General features: G+C 66.8%; 32 protein-coding genes. 11 read left to right on the forward strand and 21 right to left on the reverse strand.

The window, feature by feature from the left end; translation table 11 throughout:
• Positions 1–295 precede the first annotated feature (295 nt).
• From FM113_RS02470 to pheS, 3 genes are all read right to left on the reverse strand, one after another.
• Positions 296–1246: a VOC family protein gene (locus tag FM113_RS02470; RefSeq protein ID WP_087011159.1), complete on the reverse strand. Its 951-nt coding sequence runs from the start codon at positions 1244–1246 to the stop codon at positions 296–298.
• Positions 1247–1402: 156 nt separating this feature from the next.
• Positions 1403–4003 (reverse strand): phenylalanine--tRNA ligase subunit beta, encoded by a 2601-nt coding sequence (pheT, locus tag FM113_RS02475; RefSeq protein WP_087011161.1) that lies wholly within the window; start codon positions 4001–4003, stop codon positions 1403–1405.
• Positions 4003–5043 carry a phenylalanine--tRNA ligase subunit alpha gene (gene pheS, locus FM113_RS02480; protein ID WP_087011163.1) on the reverse strand — a complete coding sequence of 347 codons (1041 nt, stop codon included), beginning with the start codon at positions 5041–5043 and terminating at the stop codon, positions 4003–4005. The genes pheT and pheS overlap by 1 nt, the downstream gene beginning before the upstream one ends.
• A gap of 70 nt (positions 5044–5113) precedes the next feature.
• Here pheS and FM113_RS02485 point away from each other — a divergent pair, with 70 nt between their 5' ends.
• The 4 genes from FM113_RS02485 (at position 5114) to FM113_RS02500 (ending at position 8475) form a co-directional block, all read left to right on the forward strand.
• Positions 5114–5749, forward strand: a complete 636-nt coding sequence (locus tag FM113_RS02485) for a hypothetical protein (RefSeq protein ID WP_087011165.1) — start codon at positions 5114–5116, stop codon at positions 5747–5749.
• Positions 5750–5848: 99 nt separating this feature from the next.
• Complete coding sequence (locus tag FM113_RS02490) at positions 5849–6532, forward strand: copper resistance CopC family protein (protein ID WP_087011167.1); 684 nt, start codon at positions 5849–5851, stop codon at positions 6530–6532.
• 43 nt (positions 6533–6575) lie between these two features.
• Positions 6576–7208, forward strand: coding sequence for a copper chaperone PCu(A)C (locus tag FM113_RS02495; RefSeq protein ID WP_087011169.1), 633 nt, complete (start codon positions 6576–6578; stop codon positions 7206–7208).
• A complete protein-coding gene (locus FM113_RS02500) occupies positions 7198–8475 on the forward strand; it encodes a Dyp-type peroxidase (protein ID WP_087011209.1) in 1278 nt (425 codons plus the stop codon). The genes FM113_RS02495 and FM113_RS02500 overlap by 11 nt, the downstream gene beginning before the upstream one ends.
• A gap of 42 nt (positions 8476–8517) precedes the next feature.
• Here FM113_RS02500 and FM113_RS02505 read toward each other — a convergent pair whose 3' ends face one another.
• Positions 8518–8964, reverse strand: coding sequence for a winged helix-turn-helix transcriptional regulator (locus FM113_RS02505; protein ID WP_369676680.1), 447 nt, complete (start codon positions 8962–8964; stop codon positions 8518–8520).
• A 141-nt stretch (positions 8965–9105) separates the two neighbouring features.
• Between FM113_RS02505 and FM113_RS02510 the strand changes: the two genes are divergently transcribed.
• Positions 9106–9483 carry a DoxX family protein gene (locus tag FM113_RS02510; protein WP_254908833.1) on the forward strand — a complete coding sequence of 126 codons (378 nt, stop codon included), beginning with the start codon at positions 9106–9108 and terminating at the stop codon, positions 9481–9483.
• Positions 9480–10934 (forward strand): MDR family MFS transporter, encoded by a 1455-nt coding sequence (locus FM113_RS02515; protein WP_087011171.1) that lies wholly within the window; start codon positions 9480–9482, stop codon positions 10932–10934. Before FM113_RS02510 ends, FM113_RS02515 begins: the two co-directional genes overlap by 4 nt.
• 68 nt (positions 10935–11002) lie before the next feature.
• Here the strand turns inward: FM113_RS02515 and FM113_RS02520 are convergent, their stop codons facing one another.
• The gene (locus tag FM113_RS02520) at positions 11003–11647 is read right to left on the reverse strand and encodes an NADPH-dependent F420 reductase (RefSeq protein WP_087011172.1); all 645 of its coding nucleotides are present in this window, start codon (positions 11645–11647) and stop codon (positions 11003–11005) included.
• Positions 11644–12741, reverse strand: coding sequence for an LLM class flavin-dependent oxidoreductase (locus tag FM113_RS02525; protein ID WP_087011174.1), 1098 nt, complete (start codon positions 12739–12741; stop codon positions 11644–11646). Before FM113_RS02525 ends, FM113_RS02520 begins: the two co-directional genes overlap by 4 nt.
• A 94-nt stretch (positions 12742–12835) precedes the next feature.
• Here FM113_RS02525 and FM113_RS02530 point away from each other — a divergent pair, with 94 nt between their 5' ends.
• Positions 12836–13240, forward strand: coding sequence for a helix-turn-helix domain-containing protein (locus FM113_RS02530; RefSeq protein ID WP_087011176.1), 405 nt, complete (start codon positions 12836–12838; stop codon positions 13238–13240).
• Here the strand turns inward: FM113_RS02530 and FM113_RS02535 are convergent.
• The 4 genes from FM113_RS02535 to infC form a co-directional block, all read right to left on the reverse strand.
• Entirely contained in the window at positions 13237–14034 is a 798-nt protein-coding gene (locus tag FM113_RS02535) for an RNA methyltransferase (protein WP_087011178.1), read from the reverse strand. The two genes, FM113_RS02530 and FM113_RS02535, sit on opposite strands and share 4 nt — an antisense overlap.
• 99 nt (positions 14035–14133) lie before the next feature.
• The gene (gene rplT / locus FM113_RS02540) at positions 14134–14517 is read right to left on the reverse strand and encodes a 50S ribosomal protein L20 (RefSeq protein ID WP_087011180.1); all 384 of its coding nucleotides are present in this window, start codon (positions 14515–14517) and stop codon (positions 14134–14136) included.
• Between the two features lie 49 nt (positions 14518–14566).
• Positions 14567–14761, reverse strand: coding sequence for a 50S ribosomal protein L35 (gene rpmI, locus FM113_RS02545; protein WP_087011182.1), 195 nt, complete (start codon positions 14759–14761; stop codon positions 14567–14569).
• Positions 14762–14833: 72 nt separating this feature from the next.
• Positions 14834–15439, reverse strand: coding sequence for a translation initiation factor IF-3 (gene infC / locus FM113_RS02550; protein ID WP_254908835.1), 606 nt, complete (start codon positions 15437–15439; stop codon positions 14834–14836).
• A gap of 270 nt (positions 15440–15709) precedes the next feature.
• Here infC and FM113_RS02555 point away from each other — a divergent pair, with 270 nt between their 5' ends.
• The gene (locus FM113_RS02555) at positions 15710–16093 is read left to right on the forward strand and encodes a DUF1844 domain-containing protein (RefSeq protein ID WP_087011185.1); all 384 of its coding nucleotides are present in this window, start codon (positions 15710–15712) and stop codon (positions 16091–16093) included.
• Between the two features lie 43 nt (positions 16094–16136).
• Here FM113_RS02555 and FM113_RS02560 read toward each other — a convergent pair whose 3' ends face one another.
• Positions 16137–16571, reverse strand: coding sequence for an Lrp/AsnC family transcriptional regulator (locus FM113_RS02560; RefSeq protein WP_087011187.1), 435 nt, complete (start codon positions 16569–16571; stop codon positions 16137–16139).
• Positions 16572–16650: 79 nt separating this feature from the next.
• Between FM113_RS02560 and FM113_RS02565 the strand changes: the two genes are divergently transcribed.
• The gene (locus FM113_RS02565) at positions 16651–17373 is read left to right on the forward strand and encodes an AzlC family ABC transporter permease (RefSeq protein ID WP_087011189.1); all 723 of its coding nucleotides are present in this window, start codon (positions 16651–16653) and stop codon (positions 17371–17373) included.
• The gene (locus FM113_RS02570; protein ID WP_087011190.1) at positions 17366–17692 is read left to right on the forward strand and encodes a branched-chain amino acid transporter permease; all 327 of its coding nucleotides are present in this window, start codon (positions 17366–17368) and stop codon (positions 17690–17692) included. The genes FM113_RS02565 and FM113_RS02570 overlap by 8 nt, the downstream gene beginning before the upstream one ends.
• A gap of 33 nt (positions 17693–17725) precedes the next feature.
• Here the strand turns inward: FM113_RS02570 and FM113_RS17840 are convergent, their stop codons facing one another.
• The 10 genes from FM113_RS17840 to FM113_RS02615 all read right to left on the reverse strand — a co-directional run bounded on the left by FM113_RS17840 (position 17726) and on the right by FM113_RS02615 (position 25840).
• Positions 17726–17875 carry a methionine/alanine import family NSS transporter small subunit gene (locus FM113_RS17840; RefSeq protein WP_140393269.1) on the reverse strand — a complete coding sequence of 50 codons (150 nt, stop codon included), beginning with the start codon at positions 17873–17875 and terminating at the stop codon, positions 17726–17728.
• Complete coding sequence (locus FM113_RS02575; protein WP_087011192.1) at positions 17872–19437, reverse strand: sodium-dependent transporter; 1566 nt, start codon at positions 19435–19437, stop codon at positions 17872–17874. Before FM113_RS02575 ends, FM113_RS17840 begins: the two co-directional genes overlap by 4 nt.
• Positions 19438–19510: 73 nt before the next feature.
• Positions 19511–20413: an SseB family protein gene (locus FM113_RS02580; protein WP_087011194.1), complete on the reverse strand. Its 903-nt coding sequence runs from the start codon at positions 20411–20413 to the stop codon at positions 19511–19513.
• Positions 20414–20453: 40 nt separating this feature from the next.
• On the reverse strand, positions 20454–21218 hold the full coding sequence (gene priA / locus FM113_RS02585) for a bifunctional 1-(5-phosphoribosyl)-5-((5-phosphoribosylamino)methylideneamino)imidazole-4-carboxamide isomerase/phosphoribosylanthranilate isomerase PriA (RefSeq protein WP_087011196.1): 765 nt from the start codon (positions 21216–21218) through the stop codon (positions 20454–20456).
• Positions 21219–21294: 76 nt separating this feature from the next.
• The gene (hisH, locus tag FM113_RS02590; protein ID WP_087011198.1) at positions 21295–21933 is read right to left on the reverse strand and encodes an imidazole glycerol phosphate synthase subunit HisH; all 639 of its coding nucleotides are present in this window, start codon (positions 21931–21933) and stop codon (positions 21295–21297) included.
• Positions 21930–22538 carry an imidazoleglycerol-phosphate dehydratase HisB gene (hisB, locus tag FM113_RS02595; RefSeq protein WP_087011200.1) on the reverse strand — a complete coding sequence of 203 codons (609 nt, stop codon included), beginning with the start codon at positions 22536–22538 and terminating at the stop codon, positions 21930–21932. The genes hisH and hisB overlap by 4 nt, the downstream gene beginning before the upstream one ends.
• Positions 22539–22548: 10 nt before the next feature.
• Positions 22549–23397, reverse strand: a complete 849-nt coding sequence (locus FM113_RS02600) for a cytochrome c biogenesis CcdA family protein (protein WP_087011202.1) — start codon at positions 23395–23397, stop codon at positions 22549–22551.
• A gap of 11 nt (positions 23398–23408) precedes the next feature.
• Complete coding sequence (locus tag FM113_RS02605; RefSeq protein ID WP_176387052.1) at positions 23409–24173, reverse strand: thioredoxin domain-containing protein; 765 nt, start codon at positions 24171–24173, stop codon at positions 23409–23411.
• A 69-nt stretch (positions 24174–24242) separates the two neighbouring features.
• A complete protein-coding gene (locus tag FM113_RS02610) occupies positions 24243–25331 on the reverse strand; it encodes a histidinol-phosphate transaminase (protein WP_087011204.1) in 1089 nt (362 codons plus the stop codon).
• 53 nt (positions 25332–25384) lie between these two features.
• Positions 25385–25840, reverse strand: a complete 456-nt coding sequence (locus FM113_RS02615) for a hypothetical protein (protein ID WP_254908834.1) — start codon at positions 25838–25840, stop codon at positions 25385–25387.
• Positions 25841–26098: 258 nt separating this feature from the next.
• Between FM113_RS02615 and lexA the strand changes: the two genes are divergently transcribed.
• Positions 26099–26764, forward strand: a complete 666-nt coding sequence (lexA, locus tag FM113_RS02620) for a transcriptional repressor LexA (protein WP_087011207.1) — start codon at positions 26099–26101, stop codon at positions 26762–26764.
• Positions 26765–26767: the final 3 nt, after the last annotated feature.

Raw genomic sequence — 26767 nt, forward strand, 5'->3', positions numbered from 1 at the left:
ACTTGGAGGCCGGCCACCGATCAGCCGGCTGCTACCAACCTGATGGCCGGGTACACCTAGAGCGTGCGATCCCGCGCCTGCCGCTAGGTTCACACGCCCCGGCGCCATGCCCAGGGAACCACCGCCGAACTTCGCCGCCCTACACGACCCAATTTATCGCGCCCGAGCCAAATCCACGCAAAAATGCGTCAGCTTAGATAAATTGCCTACGTTTCGGCGGAACGCACCGGAGCGGAACGCACCGGAGCGGAACACCGGAGCGGCAGACCGGCGGCAGACCGGCGGCAGACCGCTCTTAGAGCTCCGCGATGACGAGCTTCTTCATCGTCAGCATGCGTTCAAACGCACCCGGGCGTTCCATCAGTTCCCCGATGTTCTCGGGCACGATCTGCCAGCTCACCCCGAAGCGGTCCGTGAGCCAGCCACACGCCTCCGCCTCCGGCACCGCCGACAGCGCGTCCCACAGCCGGTCAATCTCGGCCTGATCGGGGCACCGCACCTCGAGCGACATCCCCGGGGTGAACGTGAAGTCCTGGGACACGCCGGAGTCCATCGCGGTCAACCACTGCGCGCCCGGCCCCGGGGCCCCGATCCGAAACTCGCCGAACATGATGGCCTCTGGCGTTGCTGGACCGGTCTCCCGCCCGTAGGGCACGAGCGTGCCGACCGCGGCATCAGGGAAGACCGAGGTATATAAGGCCACGGCCTCGGCCGCCCGGTTCTGCGCGGCACCACCGAACATCAAGCTCGGCATCATGAACGGTCGCGGATCTCCGTCTGGGTCCGTCAAAATGAGCTGCCAGCTCACCCCGTATCGGTCCTCCACCCAGCCGTAGCACGGGCTGAACGGATATTCCGCGAGCGGCATGAGCACCCGGCCACCGTCGCTGAGCGCCGCCCAGCTGCGCTCGAGTGCCGCCCGGGCCGCGGCCGCCTGCGCAGCTTCGTCCCCGGCGTCCGCGAAAAATAGCGGGTCGAAATTCAGCATCAGGGAGAGTGAGGGGTTCGGCCGAAACTCGCCTCCGGCATTGATGAGCACGAGTCGAGTCCCCCACACGTCAACGGCAACCGTGAGCGGCTCACCTGCGAGGGGCTCTTGGAACTCGAGCAGACCCTCAGTCGGGTAGCGCGATTCAATCTCAGAGCTCGTGTGCGGGAGCGCAGTCGCGTAAAACGCTCCTGCCTCCGCCGCGGTGCCCACACACCAGATGTTGGGCACAATTCGTTGCAGCGTCGTCGGTGCCATCGTCCTCATCCCTTCACCCGCACCCGCGCCCGGTCGACCGCGCGTGTGGGGCAAGTATCCGCCTGTGCGGCGCACACCACAACCCGGAGTTTTCCCGGAAAACAGTGCAGGCCGGCCCCCGTGTGGGGGCCGGCCTGCACGACACGCGGTGCGGGATCAGTCGCGCAGCTTCGCGTCGAACGCGAGCTCGGCCGCGGCCACACCAGCGAGCTTCGCTTCGCTCGCCTCCTCGGCCTTCAGCGTGCGGTCTTCTGCGCGGAATCGGAGGGCGAAGGTCAGCGCCTTCTGCCCCTCGGGGATCCCGGTGCCGCGGTAGTCGTCCACGATCCGAGCCTGCTCAAGCAGTGCGCCCGCGCCGACAGTCACCACGGCAAGCACATCACCGGCGGCAATCTCTGCGTCGACAACGAGGGTGAGATCCTGCGTCGCTGCCGGGTAGGTGGAGAGCTGGTGAGTCTCCGGCTCCTGCGGGGCGAGCTCAATGAGTCGATCCAGGTCGAGCTCGAACGCCATAATGCGACCCGGCAGGTGGCTGTTTGCTGCAAGCTCGGGCAGCAACTCACCCGCAACGCCAACGGGTTCCAGGCCGTCATCCACCCGAATGCTCAGCTCGGCTGTGCGCCCGGGGTGGAACGCGCGGTGCGCGCCCTGGGTCACAACGAGTTCAGCGGACACGGCCTCGGCAACCGTGCGCGCCGCGTCAAGCGCGTCCGCCCAGTCGTAGACGCGGGGCTGCTCGCCCGCCTGTTTGGCGACGGCCTCTCCGATCAGCAGGCCCGCGGCTCGGCGCGGCTGCGCCGGGACCGAGGCGTAGAGCGCGTCGAGCGTCGTCGCGTCAGGCTTCTGAGCGAGCGGCGGAACCTCCGCGGTGCCGAGGTCGGCGGCCGGCACGAACACCGCACCGAACTCGACGAGCGCGAGGTCGGTCAGGCCGCGCGACACGTTGCGGCGTGCCGCGGTCACGAGTCCGGGCAGCAGCGACCGCCGCATGAACGAGTACTCGCTATCGAGCGCGTTCGCGAGCTTGACCGCGGGCACGGGAGCTCCGGGCGCAACGTGGCCGGGCGCGGCGACGTCTTGGGTCACTCCGTCGATGACGGGTGCCACCGGCTCAACGCCCGCGCCGAATGCGTCGAGCTGAGCCTGGCTCACGAACGGGTAGCTCTGCACCTCGTCGAGACCCGACGCGGTCGAGACGTTCGCGGCGCGGCGGCGCAGACGCTGTGCGCGGGTGAGCCCTCGCCCGGGGGGCGCAACAGGCAATACGGAGGGGATCCGGTCGTAGCCGACAACGCGCGCGACCTCTTCGATCAGGTCGGCACTCCTCGTGAGGTCCGAGCGCCAGCTTGGCGGGGTCACGAGGAGTTCGGTGCCGCTCGCGTCGACCGAGGTCACGCCGCAGCCGATCATCTCGATCGCGCCGCGCGCCTCGGCGTCGGTGTAATCCGCACCGGTCAGGCCGTTGACGCGTGCCAGGGACAGGCGCACCTCGGTCGGGGTCCAGGGGGCCACGATTTCCGCGCCCAGGTCATCGGGGGTGCCGCCGGCGAGCTCGACGAGCAGGTCCACCATGCGCTGCGCTGCGGCGCGGGCCACGAGCGGGTCGACGCCGCGCTCGAAGCGCTTCGACGCCTCGCTCGAGAGCTTGTGCCGCCGTGCGGTGCGCGCCACCGAAACAGTGTCAAATGTTGCGGCCTCCACGAGCACATCGCGTGTCGACTCGTCGGCCTTTGTCGATTCCCCGCCCATGACCCCGGCGAGGCCGATCGCGCCGGACTCATCGGCAATCACGAGGTCCTCGGGGTGCAGGGTGCGCTCCTGCCCGTCGAGCGTGACAAGGGTCTCCCCCGGCGCTGCACGGCGCACGGTGATCCCGCCCGTGAGCTTTGCGAGATCGTAAGCATGCAACGGCTGGCCCAGCTCAAGCATCACGTAGTTCGAGATGTCGACCTCAAGCGAGAGGCTGCGGATGCCGGCGAGCTGCAGCCGCGCCACCATCCAGGCCGGGGTCGGACGCGACTGGTCGATCCCGCGCACCGCGCGCGCGACAAAACCGGTGACCCCGGCGCGATCACGGATCGGTGCCCGGTCGTCGAGTGTCACCGGGAAACCGGAGGCAGGGGCCGGGGAGACGGCCGCGGCCGGATCCCGGAATGCGGCACCCGTCGCGTGCGACACCTCGCGGGCGACGCCGCGGATCGAGAACGCGTAGCCGCGGTCGGGGGTGACGTTGATCTCGACGGCGGTCTGGTCAAGCCCGAGCAGCGCCTTCGCATCCGCGCCGGCGGGGGCGTCGATCCCGAGCCGAGACAACACGATGATGCCGTCGTGGTCCTCGCCCAGGGTCAGTTCCCGCGCGGAGGCGATCATGCCGTCTGAGACGTGTCCGTAGGTCTTGCGGGCCGAGATCTCGAAACCGCCAGGCAGCACGGCGCCGGGCAGGCTCACGACAACAAAGTCACCCGCATCGAAGTTGTGGGCACCACAGACGATGCCGCGCACGTCCGCACCGCCATCGGCAGCAAGCTGCCCCTCGGGGGCAACGCGCACCTGGCACCAGTTCACGGTCTTCCCGTTGGAGTGCTCTTCCGGCTCGCGGGAGAGTACTTCACCGACGACAACGGGACCCGTGACGTCGAAGCGGCGGATGTCTTCCTCTTCGAACCCGACCCGGACGAGGTCCGCGTGGACCGCTTCAGGGGTGACCTCGGCGGGCAGCTCGACGAACTCGCCAAGCCAGCTGAGTGGAACGCGCATTAGACCAGTCCTCCGAACTGACGGTTGAAGCGGACGTCGCCCTCCACCATGTCTCTCATGTCATTGATGTCGTGCCGGAACTGCAGCGTGCGCTCCAGCCCCATGCCGAAGGCGAATCCCTGGAACTCGTCGGCATCGATCCCGGCCGCGGCGAGCAGTTTCGGATCGACCATGCCGCAGCCGCCCCACTCGACCCAGCGCGCCCCGCCCTTGGCGTTGGGCTGCCACACGTCCATTTCGGCGGACGGTTCGGTGAATGGGAAGAAGTTGGGGCGCAGCCGGATCTTGGCCTCCGCGCCAAACATCTGGCGTGCGAAGTGCTCGAGCGTGCCGCGCAGGTGAGCCATCGTGAGACCCCGATCGATCGCGATTCCCTCGATCTGGTGGAACACGGGGGTGTGGGTCGCGTCGAGCTCATCTGTGCGGTACACGCGGCCCGGAGCCACGACGTACACGGGGAGTTCGCGTTCGAGCAGTGAGCGGATCTGCACCGGTGAGGTGTGAGTACGCAGCAGCAGGTGCCGGTCCGCGGGCTCGACAAAGAACGTGTCCTGCATCGCACGGGCCGGGTGATCCGGGTCGAAACCGAGCGCGTCGAAGTTGAACCACTCGTGCTCAACCTCGGGTCCTTCGGCGACTTCCCACCCCATACCGATGAAGATGTCGGAGGCCTCGTCCTGGAGTTGCGCGAGCGGGTGGCGTGTGCCAGCGCGACGGCGTGAGGGGGCGGCGGTCACATCGACGGTCTCAGCAACGAGGCGCGCTGCGGCTTCGAGCTCCCCGAGCTCTGCCTCGCGCGCCTGAAATGCACCCTCGACTCGGCCGCGGGCCTGCCCCATGAGCTTGCCTGTTGCGGCCTTCTCATCCTTGGGCACTTCGCGCATGCGAGCGTTGAGCTGGGCGATGGCGGAGCCGTCACCGGCGTGCTCAGTGCGCGCGGCCTTCAGTGCGGCAACCGAGTCGGCTGCGGTGAATGCGGCGAGCGCCGCCGCGACGGCCGCGTCGGCGGCTTCCTGGGTGATCGGATTGAGGTCAGACACGGGTGTTGAGTCTACCCTGTGTCACGCCGCTCTGGCTCGGTGTCCAGCCACATCCGGGTAGCATGGGGCCATGCAGAGTTCGCGACACGCAGCGTGCGCTCGCCCGGTAGCCCGGGTGAGCCGTGGTGTCCGCGTTCTCCGGGGGGCCGCCGCCGCGCTCGTCGCCACGCTCCTTGCCGCGGCTTCGCACGGCATCGCGGGCGGCGTTGTGACCTGGGCCTCGGTCGCCGCGACAGTCGTCTTTACGTTGCCGCTGTGCGTCGCACTTGCCGGGCGGGTGGGGTCACTGTGGCGTCTGAGCATCGCTGTGAGTGCCTCACAGTTTGTGTACCACTGGACCTTTGCGGGGCTCGGGCTCACGAGTGGCGCGGCCGCTGATGCACCAATGGTCTCCCCGCACGCTGCTCACCTCGCGGCGCTGGAGTCATTCGCGCCGGATCTCGCCTCTGCCGGGGCCGCCGATGCGTCGATGTGGTTCTGGCACGCCGTCGCTGCAGTGCTCACGATCACACTGCTCGCTCGTGGCGAGCGCGCGGTCATGGCGCTGGGCCGCACGCTGCTGCGCGCACTGCCGGTCACACTCGTGCGGCTGCCGGTTCCGGTGCCCCGCCCGACCCCGTGCCTGACATCGCCGCGAATTCCACTGCAGGATCGCCTCCTGGCAGCATCCGCGATCACGCTCCGCGGTCCGCCCTGCGCGGCCTGATCCAGTTTCTTTTCTCCATTCCCGGGTCGGGATTACGCGGCGAGCGTCGCTGCCCGGCGACCCCATTCCGGCGACCTCGCCGAAGGAAAGCAGATTGCTATGTCCCGTTCGACACCCCGCACCCTGAGCCCGTTTGATTCCGCCACTGCGCGTGTGCGGACTGCAACGCGTCGCAGACAGGGAGCCGTTGCCGCGGTGTTCCTGATTGCCGGTGCGTCGCTGTTCGGCGTCGCGTCACCCGCGCTCGCGCACGATGAACTCATCAACACCACTGTGGTGACAGATGAAGTCACCGGTGATGTCCAAGCGTTCCAGCTGAGTTTCAGCAACAGCATCATCGAGGTCGGGACGGAGATCATCGTGACCGGTCCGGACGGTGCGGACGCGGCGGATGGCACCCCGGAGATCGAAGGCCCAAAGGTTACTCAAGGGCTGCAGGCGGATCTTGCACCCGGGGAGTACACCGCTGCCTGGCGCGTGGTATCGAGTGACGGCCACCCCATCGAGGGGGCCTTCGGTATCGCGATTGACGCGGCGGGGGGCGGGGAGATTGTTGCTGCCCCGGCACCCTCGGGACCCGCGTCGGAGACAGAAACTGAGATCACGGCCGAGGGCGATTCCCCATCGGCCCAGGACTCTGACGGCCTGCCCGTTGGCGCGATCATCGCGATCGTTGTCGGCGGCGTTGCGGTCGTCGGCGGCGGGGTGACCGCGGCGATTGTCGCGAACCGCCGCCGCGCCCAGGGCATGGCCGCTGACGCGGCACCTGGCGCGGACTCCTGATCCACCACAGATTTCACTGACACTTGCTGAAAGGCACCACATCATGACACACACCTTTGTGACACGCACGCGTGCGCTCCGCCCTGCCCAGCGCCTCCTCGCCGTTTCGGGGGCTGCGCTCGCTGCCTCGCTTCTGCTCACGAGCTGCGCAGGAGCTCCGGCCGCGTCTGAGCCGAAGGCGGCTTCCGAGACCGCCGCGGATTCGGCCTCGGCGTTCGAACTCACCGACGGTTGGGCAAAGGCTGGCGACGGGATGACCGGCGTGTTCGGTTCGCTCACGAACTCCGGCGACACCGACCTGAACCTCGTGAGCGTCGAGAGCCCCGCGGCCGGCATGATCCAGCTCCACGAGACTGTCACCACCGGCGCGAACGCCACGATGCGGGAGAAGGAGGGCGGCTTCATCGTCCCCGCAGGCGGCTCCTTCGAGCTTGAGCCCGGCGGCAACCACATCATGTTCATGGACCTGGCCGAACCGCTGCTTGCGGGCGACGAGGTCAAGCTCACCCTGAACTTCGCGGACGGTTCGACTGCGAAGACAAGCGTGCTTGTGAAGGACTATGAGGGCGCGCAGGAAAACTACGAGGACGTCGAGGGTATGGATCACGGCGACATGGAAGGCATGGATCACGGCGACACCGACGCCGGCGCGTCGAGTGACGAGCATGCCGGATAGCACCGCCGGTTCTCGCACGGCGCCCGAGGCCCGCGATGCGCGGCGCTTCGGGCGGCGTGCCCTGCTCACGAGCGGGGCGGCAGGCGCCGGGATCGGGGCTGCACTCGGCCTCGGTGCGGCGCTTGGCATCCCCGCGCTCCGCGAATCGGGCGAAAGCGCTGCCTCCGCCACCGACTTTGGGGGCGAGACGCTCCCCTGCCACGGCGCGCACCAGGCGGGGGTCACGACTCCCCCCACCGCACACCAGCGGTACGTCGCGTATACGCTCAAACCGGAGACGGATCGCGCGGCACTTGTCCGGATGTTTCGGATCCTGACGGGTGACGTCGAGGGGCTCACCTCGGGCGTTGCACCGCTTGCGGACTCGGAACCCGAGCTCGCGGCGCGCCCGTCCCGCCTCACGGTGACCGTCGGTGTGGGGCCAGCGCTCGTGGATCGGGTTGATCCCGCGCGTCGGCCCGACTGGCTTGCGCCACTGCCCAAGTTCAGCCTGGACAAGCTCGATGGGCGTCACGACGGCGGCGATCTGCTGATCCTGTTCCAGGCCGACGATCCGCTCCCGATCGCGCACGCCGCACGCATGCTGTATCGCGATCTGCGGAGTTTCGCGGACCACGCCTGGACCCAGCAAGGGTTCCGGCAGGCGCGCGAGTCCGAGCCGGATGGCACGACAATGCGCAATCTCATGGGCCAGGTCGACGGCACGATCAACCCGGACCCGGAGCATGAGGACTTTGCGGAACTCGTGTGGGTGCAGGAGTCGGACGGGAGGCCTGCCGCGACTTCGTGGCTCACCGGGGGCAGCGCGCTTGTGCTGCGCCGGATCCGGATGGAACTCGACACGTGGGAGCGTGTGGACCGTCCGGGTCGCGAGCAGACAATCGGGCGCTCGCTCACTGACGGTGCCCCGCTCACGGGGGGCACCGAACACACTCCGGTGGACTACGAGGCGAAGAATGCGCTGGGGCTTCCCGTCATTCCGAGCTACGCGCACATTCGTCGGGCCAGGTCTGAGGATCCGTCGGAGCGGATTTTCCGCCGCGCGGTGAACTACGACGAGGGAGGCGAGTCAGGGTTGCTGTTTGCCTGCTATCAGCGCAATCCGTTGACCCAGTTCGTGCCGATCCAGCAGCGCCTGGATGAGCTCGATCTGCTCAACGAGTGGGTCACGCACACGGGCTCGGCCGTGTTCGCGATCCTGCCCGGGTTCAACAACGGGCAGTTGCTCGGCGGCACGCTCCTGGGCGAGACTCCGAGCGGCGGTTAAGCCGACGAATTTCTGGCGCTCCACCTCGAGGCGGTGGCGGGACTACGGTCCCGTCGCCGCCTCCGTCGTATCGTAGGCGTCACGGTGCGCGACGATCTCGGATTGGTGCGTGCTGGCCCACTCTGCAATCGCCATCACCGGGCCCACCAGCGTGCGCCCGAGCTGCGTCGCCCGGTATTCGACTCGGGGCGGGATTTCCGCGTACACCGTGCGATCCACGAGCCCGTCGCGCTCAAGCTGCCGCAGCGTGAAGGTCAGCATGCGCGCGGAGATGCCCGGCGTCATACGTTTGAGCTCCGTGAAGCGGTACGGCCCCTCTTGCAGCATGCCGATGAGCATCATGCTCCACTTGTCTCCAACGCGGCTCAGGATCGACCGGAAGACCTCAGCTTCGGTCCCGTCAACATCGCAGATGTGCTGCATATTGGGTTCGTCCCCATCGGGGGCAAAGAGCGCCTGAGTGCTGGGGGGACGTACGTCTGCTCGCATGCGCGGCTTCCTTTCATTGACGGATTCGAGGTGAGGCACGTTACACGGAGGTAACTCAGTCACGTTGCGGTGCCTGCCCCCTCATGCCTGATACTTACTCACTGTACCTCAGTTACCATTTGTTACTCTAGGAGTCGATCCGTGCTTGCTCTGACCATCACGACCTGGGTGCTCTCCGGCATCCTCGCGTTCATGTTTCTCATGGCCGGGGGCATGAAGCTCGCGAAGCCTCACGCGGACCTGCCCATGCCCACCCTCCAGGTGCTCTCCCCTGGCCGCGTCAAGTTCATCGGTGCCGCTGAGGTCCTCGGTGCCCTCGGCGTGATCCTTCCGCCACTGTTCGGAGCGGCACCGCTCCTGGCGCCCCTCGCGGCAATCGGGCTCGCGATCATCCAGGTCCTCGCGGTACCCGCCCACCGACGCCTGAATGAGCCGTTCATCATGAACATCCTGCTGGCCGTGCTCGCACTCGCCGTGGCGGTTCTCTCCGCCCTCGCGTTCGGTGGAGTGCGGCTGTGACCGCCGCAACCGCCGAACCGGCAGCGCACACCGAAGGGTTGCGAGCGGCCGGACAGCCAAGCGCGGGCAGCACACGCGCGATCTGGCTGATGCTCGGGGCCGCTTTCGTGACGATCCTGAACGAGACCGTCATGGGCGTCGCCCTCCCCCACCTCACCGCGGACCTGGGCATCACTCTCAGCGCCGCACAGTGGACCACCACGGCATTCATGCTCACAATGGCCGTGGTGATCCCCACCACCGGGTACCTGCTGCAGCGCTTTACGACCCGACAAATCTTCACGATCGCGATGTCCCTGTTCACCGCGGGCACGCTCCTCGGCGCACTCTCCCCGACATTCCCAATCCTGCTGGGCGCGCGCATCGTGCAGGCCGCGGGCACGGCCATGATGATGCCGATGCTGATGACCGCCATCATGACCCTCATCCCCGCAGAATCCCGCGGCCGGTTCATGGGCCGGATCACGATTGTCATGGCGGTGGCCCCCGCGCTCGGCCCAACAGTGTCCGGGCTGATCCTCAACGCGTTCTCCTGGCGCGCGCTGTTCTGGTTCGTGCTCCCCATTGGCGCCTTCATGCTTGTGCTTGGCCTACTGCAGCTGCGCAACATCGGCGAGACCCATAAGACACCCCTCGACCTGCTCTCGATCCCACTCTCCGCGCTCGGTTTCGGCGGGCTTGTGTACGGCTTCTCAACCGTCGGGGCCGGGGGCGAGGGGCAAGCCACCACAGGAATCATCACCCTTGTTGCGGGGTCGGCCGCGCTCGCACTGTTTGTGTGGCGGCAGATCGTGCTGCAGCGCGATGACCGTGCGCTGCTCGACCTCCGAGTGTTCCAGTCACGCTCCTTTGCCCTGGCCGTCGCGCTCGTGGTCGTGATGATGGCGGCGATGTTTGGCACGCTCATCCTGCTCCCGGTGTACCTGCAGAACGTGCTGCTGCTCGACCCCGTCACGACGGGGTTGCTCATGCTGCCGGGCGGACTCATCATGGGCCTGATCGCTCCACTGATCGGACGCCTCTTTGATCGGTTCGGCCCACGCCCGCTCGTGATCCCAGGCGCGATCGTCGCGAGTGCCGCACTGTGGTCGCTCACGTTCCTCTCGGAGCACACTGCCCCGGTTGTGGTCGTGCTCGGCCATGTGGCACTCTCGCTCGGTCTCGCGATGATGATGACCCCGCTACTCACCTCTGCGCTCGGTTCACTCCCGACGCAGTTGTATTCCCACGGTTCAGCCACGGTGGGGGCGATCCAGCAGCTCGCGGGGGCAATCGGGACCGCGCTATTTGTCACCGTGCTCGGCATTCGCTCGGCCTCCGCCGCGGCCGCCGGGGCCTCCGAGCTCGCCGCCTCCGCAGACGGGATCGCGTTCGCGTTTACCGTGGGCGCGGTGCTGTCGCTCCTGACAGTCGTCGGAGCCTGGTTCGTGCGCCGGCCTGTGGCGCAGTAACGCACCCCAACGCCGCGAGGCCCGTGCCCCCACTGTGGGGGTACGGGCTTCGCGGCGTGTGGTTCGGATCAGGCCACCGCGAGCCGATCCGCAGCCAGGCGGTCCCGAATCTCGGCACCGCTGAACGATCCCGCGAAGATTTCAGACCCCGGCTCAAGCCGGGCGCCCAAGCTCAAAGGCGTGCTCGCGATCACATCGAAACCCAACGAGGCCACAAGCTCCGCCGCCTGCTGGGCCGCGTCAGGGTCGTCGGATACGGCCGCGAGGCCCCGCCGATCCGGCGCACCCGCAGGCCTGGCGTCGTCCTCCATCTCGTGGTACCCGATGTGGTTCAGGGCCTTGACCACCCGCGAACCTGACAGGTGCGCCGCAACCACGGAGCTTGTGTCCGCGGTCTCGGCGAACACCGCGGGCAGCGCCCCATCCGTGGGTGCCCAGTGGTTCATCGCGTCGATCACGATGTGGCCTGCAAGCAGCTCCGGGGAGAGCGTCTCGAGCTTCGGGAGTGGGATCGCGAGGATCACCACCTCGGCGTCACGCACAGCCTCGGTGGCGGTCGCCACCCCCGCGCCCGGGGCCATCACGTCCACGATGAACTGCACGGGTGCGGGATCGCCCGAGCCGGCGAGCGTGACGTCGTGCCCCGCGGTGAGGGCCGCACGCGCGATCGCCGTTCCCACCTTGCCGACACCCAGGATCGCAATCCGGCTCATGCCTGCCCCTCTGCCCTTGCAGCCGCGACCCGGAGGTCGAGTGGGTTCGGTACAACCTCGGGCTCCGGCCCGAGCTCCGCGTCCACGAGCGGCTTGACCCGCGTGCCGAGCAGCTCAATGGAGCGCAGGAGGTCCCGCTGCGGCAAACCGAGGAAATCCATCTGCAGGAACTGCCGTGTGTGGCCCATCGCGTCGTGGAGCCGGATCATGCGCTCGGCGATCTGTTCCGGCGCGCCGATGAACAGCGCACCACGCTCCGCTTCGATGTCGTAGTGCTCACGCACGGGCGGCGCAAAGCCACGGCGCTTGCCAATGTCGGACATGCTTTCGTACCAGGCGGGCCAGAATGTGTCCCGTGCGGACTGATTAGTCTCGCCAATGAACCCGGGGTTGCCCACGGAGATCTGCGGGGCACGATCCGTCGCCGGTCCGGCCGCCCAGGCTCGCCGGTACAGGTCAGCGAGCGCCCGGAAGCGCACGGGGTCGCCCCCGAGGATGCCGTAGGAGACCGGGAGCTGGAGTTGGCCGGCGCGCACCGTGGAGTTGGGGCTACCGCCCGTGCCGAGCCAGATCGGAAGCTCGCCGCGGTCGGGCCGCGGCACAACTAGCTCGTCCTTCAGCGCGGCACGCATCGTCCCCGACCAGGTCACCTTCGGGCCCCGGTTGATCGCGAGCAACAGCTCAAGCTTCTCCGCGTAGAGCTGATCGTAGTCCTCGAGCTTGTACCCGAACAGCGGGTAGGACTCAATCGAGGAGCCTCGCCCCGCCGTGATCTCGGCGCGGCCGTTCGAGAGCGCATCGAGCGTCGCGAACTGCTGGAAGACGCGGACGGGGTCTTCGGTGCTCAGTACCGTGACAGCGCTTCCCAGCCTGATCCGCTTGGTGCGCGCAGCTGCGGCGGCAAAAATCACCGCGGCCGCGGAGGCCGGCATTTCCTCGGTGTGGTGTTCTCCGATGCCGAAGAACTCGAGCCCCACCTGATCGGCGAGTTCGATCGCCTCCAGCAGGTCTCGCTGGGCCTGCGCGGTGCTGACAAGTTTCCCGGTCGCGGGATCGGTGGCCTGGTTGCCAAAACTATAGACGCCGAGCTGCATGTCGAGGATCCTCCATCTTGTGTGTGGTTCCTCAACTCTCCTCCGGGCGCGACCCCGACTCAACTCTCAGGTGAGTCGCTTACCATTAGTAAGCATGAGCACCGCGATCGCCGCCCCAGTCCACGCCACCCCAGTCCACGTCACTTCCGACGGCGCACTCCCCCATGCGATCAACGAGGCTGAGTGCCGACTCTTCCGCGAGGCGGCCGAGCTCGCGGGACGGAAATGGACGGCCGCGGTATTGCTCGCGCTCGCGCGCGGGGCCCAACGCTTCTCCGAGCTCGCAAGCGGGATCGACGGGATCTCGGATAGGCTCCTCGCCGCGCGGCTCCGCGAACTCGAGACCCAGGGGCTCGTCACCCGCACCGTGATCCCCAGCACGCCCGTGCAGATCCGATACGGGCTGACGGGCTCCGGCACAGAACTGATCCGGATCCTGCACCCGCTTGTCCAGTGGGCGAAACGCTCAGGCGCAGCCGTGCCGAGCGCCGACGCTTAGCCGCGCTGGGTAAACGCGGTCTCGTAGATCAGCACGCTCGCCGCGGTGGCGAGGTTCAGTGACTCGGCCTGGCCATAGATCGGGAGCTTCAGAGAGCGATCCGTGAGACCGCGTTCGGTCTCGGTGAGACCCCGCGCCTCGTTCCCAAACACCCAGGCCACGGGCCCGGCGAGCACGCCCTCGGTCCGCGCGGCGAGCAGATCGGTGCCGCGCACATCCGCGGCGAGGGTTGTCAGCCCGGCCGCGCGTGCAGCCGCCACGACCTCAGCGAGATCCGGTGCGACCACTACCGGGAGGTGAAACAGCGAGCCTGTCGTGGAGCGCACAACCTTGGGGTGGAACGGATCGATACTCTCCCCCGCAAACACAACCGCGTCTGCTCCCGCGGCGTCTGCCGCGCGGAGCACCGCACCCGCGTTGCCCGGATCCCGCACCTCGTGCATGATCACCACGAGGCGGGCGTCCGCAAACGCCTCCGCCAGCGACGTCTGCCAGGTCCGGGCCACCGCTACGACGCCCTGCGGCGTGACGGTCTCCGTCATCGCAGCGAGCACCGGACCGGTGACGCGCTCCACCTCAACGTCGCCCTCGGAAGCCAGTTGATCGATCTCGTGCTGCCAGGACTCCGTACCCGTCGTGGCAAAGACTATCTCGGCAAGCCCCGGTTGGAATGCAAGCAATTCCCGGACTGCCTGCGGACCCTCAACGAGGAAGCGACCGTATTCCTGGCGCTCCTTCTTGCGAGCAAGCGCAGCGGTTTTCTTGACACGGCCAGACTTCGGGTTATCGATCACCCATCTACTGTAGCCGTCCCCTCAGCGCCTGCCGCCCACAAAAAAACCGCGAGCCCCGTCCAACTGGACGGGGCTCGCGATCACACCTGCGGAGAGGAGTTAGGCAGCCTTCGGTGCCGAGGTATCCTCGGGCAGAGCCTGCTTGGCGACCTCGACGAGCGCGGCGAAGGCCTTCGGCTCGTTCGTGGCCAGCTCAGAGAGCATGCGGCGGTCAACCTCGACACCCGCGAGGCCGAGGCCCTGGATGAAGCGGTTGTAGGTGAGGCCGTTTGCACGTGCACCAGCGTTGATGCGCTGGATCCACAGGCGACGGAAGTCACCCTTCTTCTTGCGACGGTCGTTGTATGCGTAAACGAGGGAGTGGGTGACCTGCTCCTTGGCCTTGCGGTACAGGCGCGAACGCTGTCCGCGGTAGCCCTCGGCACGCTCGAGGATTACGCGACGCTTCTTGTGGGCATTGACGGCCCGCTTGACTCTTGCCATTTCAGTTCTTCCTTACAAACTCTGTGTTAAAAAGCGTGGTGCTCGCGTCTTAGTGACCGAGGAGCTTCATTGCCTGCTTAGCGTCACCCTTGGACAGGATCTGGTCCGCACCGAGGCGACGCTTGCGGCGCGAGGACTTCACCTCGAGGTTGTGGCGCAGGCCAGCACGCTGCTTCTTGAGCTTGCCGGATCCGGTCAGCTTGAAGCGCTTCTTAGCACCCGAGTGGGTCTTCTGCTTGGGCATCGATTTCTCCTTGTTGTGTGCGCGCCCGAGGGCTGCGTTGTGTCCGGCGAGCTGACTCAGCTCTGCCGAGAACTATTCGGCTGCAGCCTCAGGCTCAGCGGCCTTCTCTGCCTTCCGAGTGGCCTTTTCCTCGGCACGGCGAGCGTTGAGCTCCGCCTTCGCCTCGGACTTGTTCTTGTGAGGGGCGATCACCATGACCATGTTGCGGCCATCGATGCGGGGGTTCGACTCCACCGTGCCGTACTCGAGGATGTCCTCCGCGAACTGCTGCAGCAGACGCACGCCCTGCTCGGGGCGCGACTGCTCGCGGCCACGGAACAGAATCATTGCCTTGACCTTGTCACCCTGGGCCAGGAAGCCGATGGCGCGCTTGGTCTTGGTCTCGTAGTCATGCTTGTCGATCTTCAGGCGGAAGCGGACCTCTTTGAGGACCGTGTTTGCCTGGTTCCGGCGAGCTTCCTTGGCCTTCTGCGCTGCCTCGTACTTGAACTTCCCGAAGTCCATGATCTTGGCAACGGGAGGCTTCGAGTTCGGGGCGACCTCTACGAGATCGAGATCGGCGTCTGCCGCCATGCGCAGCGCGGTTTCAATCGGCACGACACCGACCTGTTCGCCACCGGCACCAACCAGTCGCACTTCGGGGACGCGGATTCTGTCATTCGTACGGGGATCGCTGATCGCCGGCTCCTCTGCTTCAGTGTGAGTATTCCCCTCTGAGGGAATCACGGCTGAGGAAGATCCGGACCGCGCACGCGCCGCCCCACACCCTTCATGCTGCCTCCTGGGAGGCGGGGCGTGAACAACCCGATAACCTAGATGAGGTGCCGGGTGGGAGAATCTCCTCTTCCGCATCTCGGTGCGATACCGAGAACAGTCACCAATACTAGCACACGACCGTGTTTCCACACGACCGCGTGCTCCGCAACCCCCCGCGACAGTCAGGACAGCATGAGCGAGAACCCCAGCGACCACCCGCAGGCCCCGGAGGGCGCAACAGAACAGGACAACGTGACGCAGGCCACGCGCGACATCGCTGATGTCGCAGCGGTCGAGGTCATCACTACGGCCTCAGTTCACCTGCTGAGTGCCGCCGCGGTCAAGGTTGGCCTGGCCGACGACCCCGAGTCGCAGATTGACCTCGACGAGGCGCGCAAGCTCATCAACGCACTCGCGGGCCTGATCACCGCTGGCGCTCCGGAGGTCAGCGACATGCACGCGCGCAGCCTGCGCGACGGCCTCCGGTCCGTACAGCTTGCATTCCGCGAGGCCTCCACGATCCCCGATGCTCCCGGAAAGGGGCCGGGCGAAAAGTACACCGGCCCCGTGAACTAGAGCGATCGACCCCAGCTCCCACTTCTCCGCGCGGGACGCGCGTCTATCCCTTGATGTTTTTCATGGAGAAGTGGGAGCTGACCTTTCCGACACCCCGGATGGACATGATCCGCCCGGTCAAGAACTCCTCGTAGCGCGCAAGGTCCGCGGCCGCGATTCGCAAGAAGTAGTCCGGCGAACCGAAGAGGCGCTTCATCTCGACAACTTCCGGGAATCCGCCAGCCTCGGCCTCGAAGTGCGCAACAACCGCGGCCTCCTGGGTGACAAGGTCGACGTGCAGGATCACCTCGAAACCGCGCCCCACTGCCGCAGGATCAAGCTCCGCGCGATACCCCCGAATCACGCCCTCCCCTTCGAGTCGCTGCACGCGACGCAAACAGGGCCCGGGGGTGAGGCCGACACGCGAGGCAAGTTCGACATTTGTGATCCGCCCATCTCGCACGAGCTCGTCGAGAATTGCGTGATCGAGGGCATCCATACGACAATGTTGCACCCTTGTCCCGGTTTCCGCATCTTTTCGCACTCATATTGCGTCGATTCTCCGTCACACTGGTTCCATGCCCGCACCCCCGCCCCACTCCGCTGGGATCCCCGCTTCCCGCCGCGCTCAGATCGGGGCGGGACTCAGCGACTCGCTCGGCGTGGGACTCGGGATCTTTCCGCTCGGCATCGCGCTCGGAGTGCTCGTGGTCCAGGCCGGCCTCCCCTGGTGGGTGTCCCCCGCACTCGCGATTGGTGTCTTTGCCGGATCCGTCGAGCTTCTCCTCGTGGGCATGCTCGCTGCAGCGACGCCGCTTGTCACCATCGCGGTGACGGTTCTCGCGGTGAACTTTCGACACGTGTTTTACGCGCTCTCGTTCCCCATCACCCGAGTGCGCCCCGGGCTTCCCCGCGCCTACTCGGTCTACGCGATGGTCGACGAGGCGTACGCAACGTACGCCCTCATGCCCGCGGAGAAACTCAGTTCGGCCCGGATGGTGACGGGCCAGCTCGCCATGCAGCTGTACTGGGTCGGCGGCGGCCTCCTTGGAGTGTGGGTGGCCGGCGCGCTCCCCGCTCCGATTGAGGGCTTCGAGTTCGCGCTCGTCGCACTGTTTATCGTGATGACCCTGGACGCGCTTCGCAGCAAGCGGGAGGTACCGTCGGCACTGCTCGCCGGGCTCGCCGCCGCTGTCGCGCTGATCGCCTTCCCGCAGCAGGCCCTATTGGCGGCGCTGATCATGTTCACGGCAGGGCTTGCGCTCCGCTACGCCGTCACCCGAGGAGCCGCACATGCCTGAACTGGGCTACCTCATCAGTGCCATCGTGCTCGCCGGACTCATCACACTGCTGCTCCGCGCCCTGCCATTCGCGATCCTGAAACCGCTGCGCACGTCCCGCTTCGTGCAGGCGCTCGGGCGCTGGATGCCCGTCGGCATCATGCTGATCCTCGCTGTTGTGGTGCTCCGCGACGAGCTCGTGAAACGCCCCGGGCAGGCATGGATCGTCCTGGCAGCAGCCGCGGTCACCATCGCCGTGCACCTGCTGGGCAAGCGACGCGCGCTCCTGAGTATCGCCGCGGGGACCGCTTGTTACGTGCTACTCCTGAACCTGCTCTGAGCTGCACCCACTGAAGCGCAGCCCGCAGGCGCCCTATTCGAGCCGCTCGCCGCTCGCGTCTTCGCCGCCGGCCGGGTACTCGGCGACCTCCGGGCGACGCAACAAGAAGATCGTGCTCGCGATCAAGCCGCCCCAAATGATGATGAGTGCGAGGACGAGGAACGAGATTGCAATGGGGGTCATCGTGACGTCTCCTTCGCTGCGGCGGTGCCTACGGGCGGCCAGGGGGTGAAGCGGTCGGGGTTGTAGCGCCACGGGCTCATCGTCAGCAGGACCGAGCACAGGATGATCATCGCGATCGAGCCCCAACCGACGAGCGTCAGATATCCGCTGTCATAGCCGGAGAAGGGGGTGGCGAGCAGATCGGCGACAGTTGCGATCAGCATGTACCCGAGCACAACGGGACCGAGCACCGAGACGCACACGAGCCACACGCGTCCCACCTTGAAGGTGGAGAGTGCACTGAGGTGGCCGCTGAGCTGCGTACCGGCTCGCCGAATCCAGAGCACCGTGATTGTCATCACCACAGCCGACGCCACAATGCCAATGTTGTTGGCCCAGTGGTCGATCGTGTCGAGCGCCGTCAGCCCGGACGTTGTTCCGAAAAGCACAACCGAGATGACCGCAAGCACTCCGCCGATTCCGTACACCGCACGCTTTCGGGTGAGCCCAAACTTGTCCATCACACCCGCAAGGATCACCTCCATGATCGAGATCATCGAGGTGAGGCCCGCGAGGGTGAGCGCACCAAAGAACAGCGCACCAAAGATCTCGCCGCCGGGCATCTGGGTCGCGATCGCTGGGAACGTCATGAAGGCGAGCCCCACACCCTTCAAGCCTTCGAGCTCCCCCACGCCCACACCCTGCTGATGGGCAAAGAAACCCAGCGTCGCAAACACGCCGATCCCCGCGAGAATCTCAAACGAGGAGTTCCCGAATGCGACAACCAGGCCTGGTGTGGTCATGTTTGAGCGGCGGCGGCGGTAGGACGAGTAGGTCATCATGATGCCGAAGGCAACCGAGAGCGAGAAGAAGATCTGGCTATAGGCCGCTACCCACACCGATGGATCCGCGAGCGCGGCGAAGTCCGGCGTGAAGAGGGCGTTCAGGCCCTCCGCAGCGCCCGGCAGGAACAGCGCGCGGACCACGAGGATCACGAAGCCAACAACAAGCAGCGGGATCGCGACCATGTTCAGCCGCTGCACCCCCTTCACCACGCCAGCACCGAGCACGACAAGCGCCACACCCCACATGAGCACCAGTGGGATAAGCACGGCGGGCACGAAGTCGAGGGTGAACGGCTGATCCGCCAGCTTCAAGTATTCGCCAGTGAAGTAACCTGCCGCATCTTCGCCCCAGGACAGATTGAACGAGAACACAAAGTAACTCGAGGCCCAGGCCAGCACCGCGGTGTAGTAGATCGCGATAAACACGCAGATCATCACCTGGAACCAGCCAATTCCCTCGCCCAGTTTCCCGGCCACGCGACGCAGCGCAAGCGGGGCGGAGCCGCGGAAGCGGTGCCCGATCGCGTAGTCAAGGAACAGGATCGGGATCCCGGCCGTCAAGAGCGCGACGATGTACGGGATGAGGAAGGCCCCACCGCCGTTCTCATACGCGACTCCGGGGAACCGCCAGATGTTGCCGAGTCCCACCGCGGAACCAATCGCGGAGATGATGAACCCGAACTGTCCGGTCCATTCGGCGCGCGCGGGGGCGCTTGCTGAGGTCGTCTGCTGGCTCATCACTCTCGCTTCGTCGGCGGTCCGGTGCGGACCGAGGCACCCGGAGAGCGTAGCAGGGATCCCGCGCGCGGTCTCAGTCCGCGGCTGCGGCGATCGGGCGCACCCGCATCGAATCGACCCGCTCGGCGATCGCATCGGAGCTCGCCCAGGCTGTCTGAGCTCGCTGCAGCAGGGCACTCAGTTCGTCCCGGGCCAGCCCCGGGGCCAACTTGACGTTCACGTCAACCTCCGGCGCGAGGAGTCGGCCCTCCGGGTCCCCAGGCGAAAGCCAGAGATCGGTCACCGCGGGTTCCCCGGCCACAGCGGCACGAAACGCTGCGAGCACCTCTTCATCAGCCCATGCCGGCACATAACGCTCCCCCAGTGCGAGGGCGCGCAGGGCCGGTCGGCGCACCCCGTACTCAGCCTCCGCGGTCGCGGCGTCAATGATCATCAGGTCGGTGAGTTCTTGCACGGCCGCCAGCGCCGCCTGCGTTGCGGGGACCGGGATCGGCCGCGCCTCGGGATGCCAGCGCGACAGCGTCTCGACCGAGCTGAACACGGGCAGTACACGCCTGCCGTCCGGTGCAGCGACAGTCACGATCGACAACTCCTGCGTTTTCTCCACGGTTTTGCCCTCGGGGGTGACCCCCAGCTCGCCGGCTTCTGCAAGCATGGGGACGAGTACCCGGCATTCGCTGAGCGCCGCGACGACTGTTGCGTGCGCCTCCGCGATGTCTGCAACCGCGGCCCAGTGCGCCTCAGCAGAACCGGCCGCAGCCGCGGCGGCGGCGGCTGAACGCAGCCCAGCCACAGCTGCCGTCAGGGCCGCCGGGGTCTCGCCGGAGTCGTCCGCAAATGCCGTGCCGTGGTGATCGAACGTCCGCCCTTCCCAGGGGAACCCCGCCGAGTCGCCGGTGCCCCCGGGGACCAGGCTCTCCGGAACGCCGGTTGAGCGCGGCGCGTCACCCGTGGACGGGAGCTTTTTGATCGCCATGTGGTCCCCTACTTCCCCTGGGCCTCGCGGTGATTGATCGCTAGGCCCGATCTGCGGGCCGGCCCGCAACGTCAAGCGCGGCCGGGAGCGTGAACGCCCCATCGTAGAGCGCTTTCCCGATGATTGCCCCCTCGAGTCCAGCCGGGACCAACTCGCGCAGCGCAACAAGGTCGTCGAGCGTCGAGACGCCTCCGGAGGCGACAACCGGGCGATCCGTGCGCAGGCACACCTTCCGAAGCAGCTCGATGTTCGGGCCGCGCATCGTGCCGTCCTTGGTGACGTCCGTCACCACGTAGCGCGAGCAGTTGGCGTCCTCCAGGCGATCCAGCACGTCCCAGAGATTCCCGCCGTCCTCGGTCCAGCCGCGGGTCGCGAGCGTCTCGCCACGCACGTCGAGACCCACCGCTACCTGATCACCAAAGCGCGCGATCACCGATCGTGTCCACTCCGGGTTCTCCAGGGCTGCCGTGCCGAGGTTGACCCGGCGCACGCCCATCTCGAGTGCGGCCTCCAGGCTTTCATCGTCGCGGATCCCGCCCGAGAACTCGATATCGATCGCATCGCCGGCGCGCTTCACGATCTTGCGTGCCACAGCGACGTTGCTGCCACGCCCAAAGGCCGCGTCAAGGTCGACAAGGTGGATCCACTCAGCGCCCTGCTCGATCCAGTCCATCGCCGCATCGACGGGGCTGCCGTAGTCGGTCTCGGTGCCGGCTTCGCCCTGCGTGAGCCGGACAGCCTTCCCGTTGACCATGTCGATCGCGGGCAGCAGTTGCAGCTTGGGGCCCTCGGTGAACTCGCTCATGTGTATTGCGCTCCTTGTGAGGCTGTGGTCGTGTGTGATCCGAACATTCGTGTTCGGCGGTTGTGGCGCACGTGCGCTAGAAGGTCGCGATCCAGTTACGGAGCAGCTGGATCCCCGCGTCGCCGGACTTTTCCGGATGGAACTGCGTCGCGCTCAACGGGCCGTTCTCTACGGCGGCGACAAATCGCTCACCGTGTTCCGCCCAGGTCACACGAGGACGGGTCGACTCTGTTCGGCCTTCGAGGGTCCATTCCGTCGCCGCGTTCGAGTGAACGAAGTAGAAACGCTCCGCTTCGATGCCCGCGAACAGCCGCGAGTCCGTGGGGGCCGCTACGGTGTTCCACCCCATATGCGGCAGCACGGGTGCGACAAGCTCGCGCACCGTACCGGGCCACTGTTCGAGGCCCGTAGTCTCCTGGCCCCGCTCGATTCCTGCATCGAACATAATCTGCAGGCCGACGCAGATACCAAGCACCGGGCGGCCACCGGCGAGACGCCGATCGATCAGTTCGTCTCCGCGCACGTCGCGGAGCTGCTGCATGACCGCGTCGAACGCGCCGACGCCGGGGACGAGCAGGCCGTCCGCCTCCTGCACGGCCCGCGGGTCCCGCGTGAGCTCGGGTTCCGCCCCGGCCGCGGCGAGGGCTTTCACAACGGAGTGAACATTGCCCGAACCGTAGTCGAGCACAACCACCCGCGGAGCGGTTCCGCTCACAGTGCACCCTTGGTCGACGGGATCCCGGTCACGAGCGGGTCGAGGGACTTGGCCTGGCGGAATGCGCGGGCGAAGGCCTTGAACTCGGCCTCCGCGATGTGATGCGGATCCCGGCCTTCACTGAGCTTCAGGTGCACGGTCAGGCGGGCGTTCAGCACGAGCGCCTCGAAGAAGTGTCGTACCATCGACCCGGTGAAGTGCCCCCCGATGAGGTGAAATTCAAAGCCGGCAGGCTCCCCGGAGTGGACAAGATAGGGCCGGCCCGAAATATCGACGACGGCCTGCGCGAGCGCCTCGTCGAGCGGAACGAATGCGTCACCGTAGCGCGAGATGCCCCGCTTGTCCCCGAGCGCCGCGAGCAGCGCCTGGCCAAGCAGAATGCCCGTGTCCTCGACGGTGTGGTGCACATCGATCTCAACATCCCCCGTCGCACGCACAGTCAGGTCCGTGAGCGAGTGCCGAGCGAAGGCCGTGAGCATATGGTCAAAGAAGGGCACGCCTGTCTGAATATCCGAGGCACCCGTCCCGTCAAGGTCAAGGCTCAGGCTAATCTGCGACTCACTCGTGGAACGCTCGAGAGAGACTGTGCGTGTGGCTGCGGTCATGCAGCCCAGTCTATCCGGCTTCGCTCAGCTCCTGCGGCCCGGTTGCGCGCTGCCGATCCCGGCCCCGTCTGGCGAGCGCGACCGCGAGCCAGACTCCCGCGAGCACCACGAATATGCCGAGCACGATCCAATCCGGCACGTTCGCCGAGAATCGCATCACGGCCGACTCGAGCCGCGCCTGATCAGTCGCTCCGAGCACCCCGCCGAGCGAGGTCGTCCCCTGTGTCACGAGCAGCAGCACACCGATGCCAATCGTGATGATCCCGCCCACAACGTTGGTCCACGCGTTGCGCCAGCGTCCGATCACGAGTTCCCGTGGGCGCACCCAGCGGCGCACCGCGGGAACACGATCCCACAGCAGCGCGAGCAGCACAAGCGGCACGGTCATTCCCGCCGCGAACACGAGCAGCACAAGCCCACCCGCGAGCGCGCTTCCGCCGAAGGCCGCAAACGTCAATGCCGCACCCAACATGGGCCCCGCACACACTCCGGCAAGTCCATAGACAGTCCCGAGGGCGAATACCGAAGCAATGGAAGCGCTCTCAGCGCCGCGCTGCGGAACGACCCCCGGGAGCCGGATCCCGACAAGCATCGCTGCGCCCAGAATGATGACAAGCACCGCGCCCACGGTCACGAGGGTGAAACGGTGCTGATTCACCCAGGCCCCGAGCGTTCCTGCGAGGAGGCCCAACGGCACAAGCGCGGTGGCAAGGCCGAGGAAAAACACTCCGGTGCGCGCCAACAGCGCACCCGGGCTCGAGAACGCGTAGGCGAAAAACGCGGGCAGCAGCATCACCGAGCACGGACTCAGCAGTGTCAAGACACCGCCCAGGAATGCGCCCAGCAGACTCAGACTCACGCGGGGACTGCTTACTTCGCGGCGGCCAGGGAGTCGTCGAGCAGCGCCCGGAACGACTCGATCGGCTGCGCACCGCTCATTGCCTGTCCATCAACAACAAAGAACGGCACGCCGGTCACTCCGAGCTGCTGCGCCTGCGCAGTGCTGTCGGCGACCGCCTGCGCGTGATCGGGCTTGTCCATGTCCTGCGCGAAGCGTTCAAGGTCTGCGACCCCGGCCGTCTTCGCGAACGCAACGAGTTCGTCCTTCGGGAGATCCGGGTGTCCACTCTCGGGTGCCGCAGCGTAGACTGCCGAGACGAACTCGGCGTACCGCCCCTGCTCCCCCGCCGCGCGCGCGGCCGCCGCGGCGCGGGTGGATTCCTCACCGAAGAACGCGACGTCGTGGAACTCGACACGCACCTTGCCGCTGTCAACGTACTCCTGCACCACAGCGGGGAGCGTGTCACGCGAAAACACCGCGCAGAACGGGCAGCGGAAGTCCACCCACTCGCTCAGCACGACCGGCGCGTCAATATCCCCGATGGCCATCGGGTCGCCGTCGATCCGACGTTCGACATTCGGCGCACCCGCATCCGCGCCGGATCCGGCACCGGCCGTTGTGCCGTTCCCCTCAGCTGCCGGGGCACCCGAGGACCCGGTGCCCTGAAACAGCTGCACGCCGCCGAACACGATCCCGAGGGCCGCGACCGCGGCGAGGATCACATTGAGTGTCCGCGACCGGCGCAGCTTCCGCTCGAGTTCATGACGAGGCAGTGTCTCCGGGGGCTGAGTCATAGCTCCAGGCTAGCGGGGCCGCATGCTGCCGAATGCAGGGCGCTCTCAGCTTGCGTATCGGGGCCTGTCTCAGGCAGTGGCCCCGCCCGGGCCGAGACCGGCGATCGCGTCGATGACCGTGCTCGTTTCCTCCGGGGTACCCGCGGTGATGCGAAGGTGCCCGGGAACGCTCAGGTTGCGAATCAGGATGCCCTGTTCGCGCAGCGCCGCGAAGGTCGCTTCGGGATCGGTGAAACCGCCTACAAGCAGGAAGTTCGAGCCGGACTCGTGCACCCGGTAGCCGAGTTCGACGAGGGCGACGCCGAGCCTGTCGCGCTGTGCCCGGATCTCATCGACCGCCCGGAGCATGGCCCCGGAGTGCCGCAGCGCGGCGAGCGCCGCAGCCTGGGTCAGGGCGGAAAGGTGGTACGGCAGGCGGACCAGGCGGAGCGCGTCGATCACGGCGGGATCCGCCGCAAGGTACCCGAGACGCACTCCGGCAAAGGCGAACGCCTTGCTCATCGTGCGTGAGACAAGCAGGCGGGGTCGTCCGGCAAGGAGCGTGACGGCGCTTTCGCGGTCAGCATCGAATTCGTGGTAAGCCTCATCAACAATCAAGATGCCATCGAACGCCTCATACGCGGCAAGGATCACGTCGCGGTCGAGCGGAGTGCCAGTCGGGTTGTTCGGCCCGCAGAGAATGGCGACATCGGGGGCGTGCTCTCGCAGCGCGGCTGTCACCGCCTCCGCGGTGAGTGCGTAGTCGGCGGGACGCGGGACGTCGATCCACTCGGTGTCAGTGCCCGACGCGAGGAGCGGGTACATCGAGTAGGTGGGGGTGAAGCTCAGCAGCGATCGGCCGGGGCCGCCGAAGGCCTGGAGCACCTGCTGCAGCACCTCGTTCGAGCCGTTTGCCGCCCACAGCTGCTTCGCGGTCAGGCCGTGCCCGAGGTAGCCGGCCAGCGACTCCCGCAGCTCAAGGAAATCGCGGTCCGGATAGCGGTTGACCGAGCGCACCGCGGTGGCGAGAGACGCGACGATGTCTTCGACGACCTCGTCGGGAATCGGATGCGTGTTCTCGTTCACGTTGAGGCTCACGGGAACGGGATCTTGTGGAGCGCCGTACGGCAGCTTCCCCACAAGGTTTGCGCGGAGGGGGAGATCACTCAGGCTAGTCACCGTACCAGTCTACGGTGGGAGCGACCGGACCCGCGAAGCCTGCCCCGCGGGAGCTACAGGGGCAGGCCGAGCTCCGCAGCTGAGATCGTGACCGGGCTGTCCGAGTAGCGCAGCGGTACAGCGAGCGGCTGGCCGGCGTCGACACCAGAACCGCCGAGCTGATTCAGGTGCACGATCTCAGCCACCAAGTCCCGCGGGTCCACGGACGGGTCAAGTTCATTGGCGACAGTCCAGAGGGAGGCTCCTGGCTCGACCACAACATAGTGGAACTGCTGCGTGCCGCTCTGTTCACCCGCGGCGAGGGCTTGCGGGGCCGCCAGCGTCGCAATACACGCGAGCGCCGCAGCGACAAGCACGGTGGCCAACGCCCCGAACACGAGCCGTCCGCGCCGCGTCAGACGTAACCGCGTAGCCGGCACCTCCGCGGGTGCCACCGTGTCACGAGCAACGCCCGGCCGCAGAACGCCCGCCTGGCGAACGTTCGGTGTCAGAACCACTGCTGCACTCATGGAGTCTTCCTCTCGTCGCGATGTACACGAGCCGAAGCTCGTCCGAACATCTGTTTCGAATATATATTCGAATAACCGATTTCGCAAGCGATTCTTCGAAACTGTCTTTCGCACCAGTTCCGCGACACTCGAACACATGTTTGCCCGTGTTCGACCGGCGGGGCTAGGGTTTCGGACAACGAGATCACTGAATCAGGCACCACTGACATTCATGGATCCCCACCCCCTCAACCGCCTCCGGGCAGGGAAGGATCGGCGATGAGCGACGCAGCCGCCCCTCAGTCCATGAAGCCACTCAGCGAGAAGCAGCAAGCCATCTTGGAATACATCTGCCACTCGGTCGAGTCCCGCGGCTACCCACCGAGCATGCGCGAGATCGGCGATGCCGTGGGCCTCTCATCGCTCTCGAGCGTGACCCACCAGCTCAGCCGCCTCGAGCTCGGCGGCTACATTCGGCGCGACCCGAACCGTCCCCGTGCCCTCGAAATCCTGATCGATGTGACCTCAGAGCGTGAGGCCCTGGACCCCGAGACCGCGCTCCGCCCTGAAGAGGCGACCTACGTGCCGCTTGTTGGTCAGATCGCGGCCGGCGTCCCGATCACCGCGGATCAGCAGGTCGAGGAGATCGTGCCCCTCCCCAGGCAGCTTGTCGGCGAGGGTCAGCTGTTCATGCTGAAGGTTGTCGGCGAGTCCATGATCGACGCCGCGATTTGCGACGGCGATTTTGTGGTGGTGCGCCAGCAGCGCGAGGCCGAAAACGGGGACATCGTCGCGGCCATGCTTGATGGCGAGGCGACCGTCAAGGTGTTCCGGCGGCGCGACGGCCACACCTGGCTCCTGCCTCGCAATAGTGCCTTCGAGCCCATCCTCGGGGACCATGCAGAAGTACTTGGCCGCGTCGTCGCGGTACTGCGCTCCATCTAGCCC

It is taken from the genome of Leucobacter sp. 7(1), from assembly GCF_900163635.1.
Classification (GTDB): domain Bacteria; phylum Actinomycetota; class Actinomycetes; order Actinomycetales; family Microbacteriaceae; genus Leucobacter.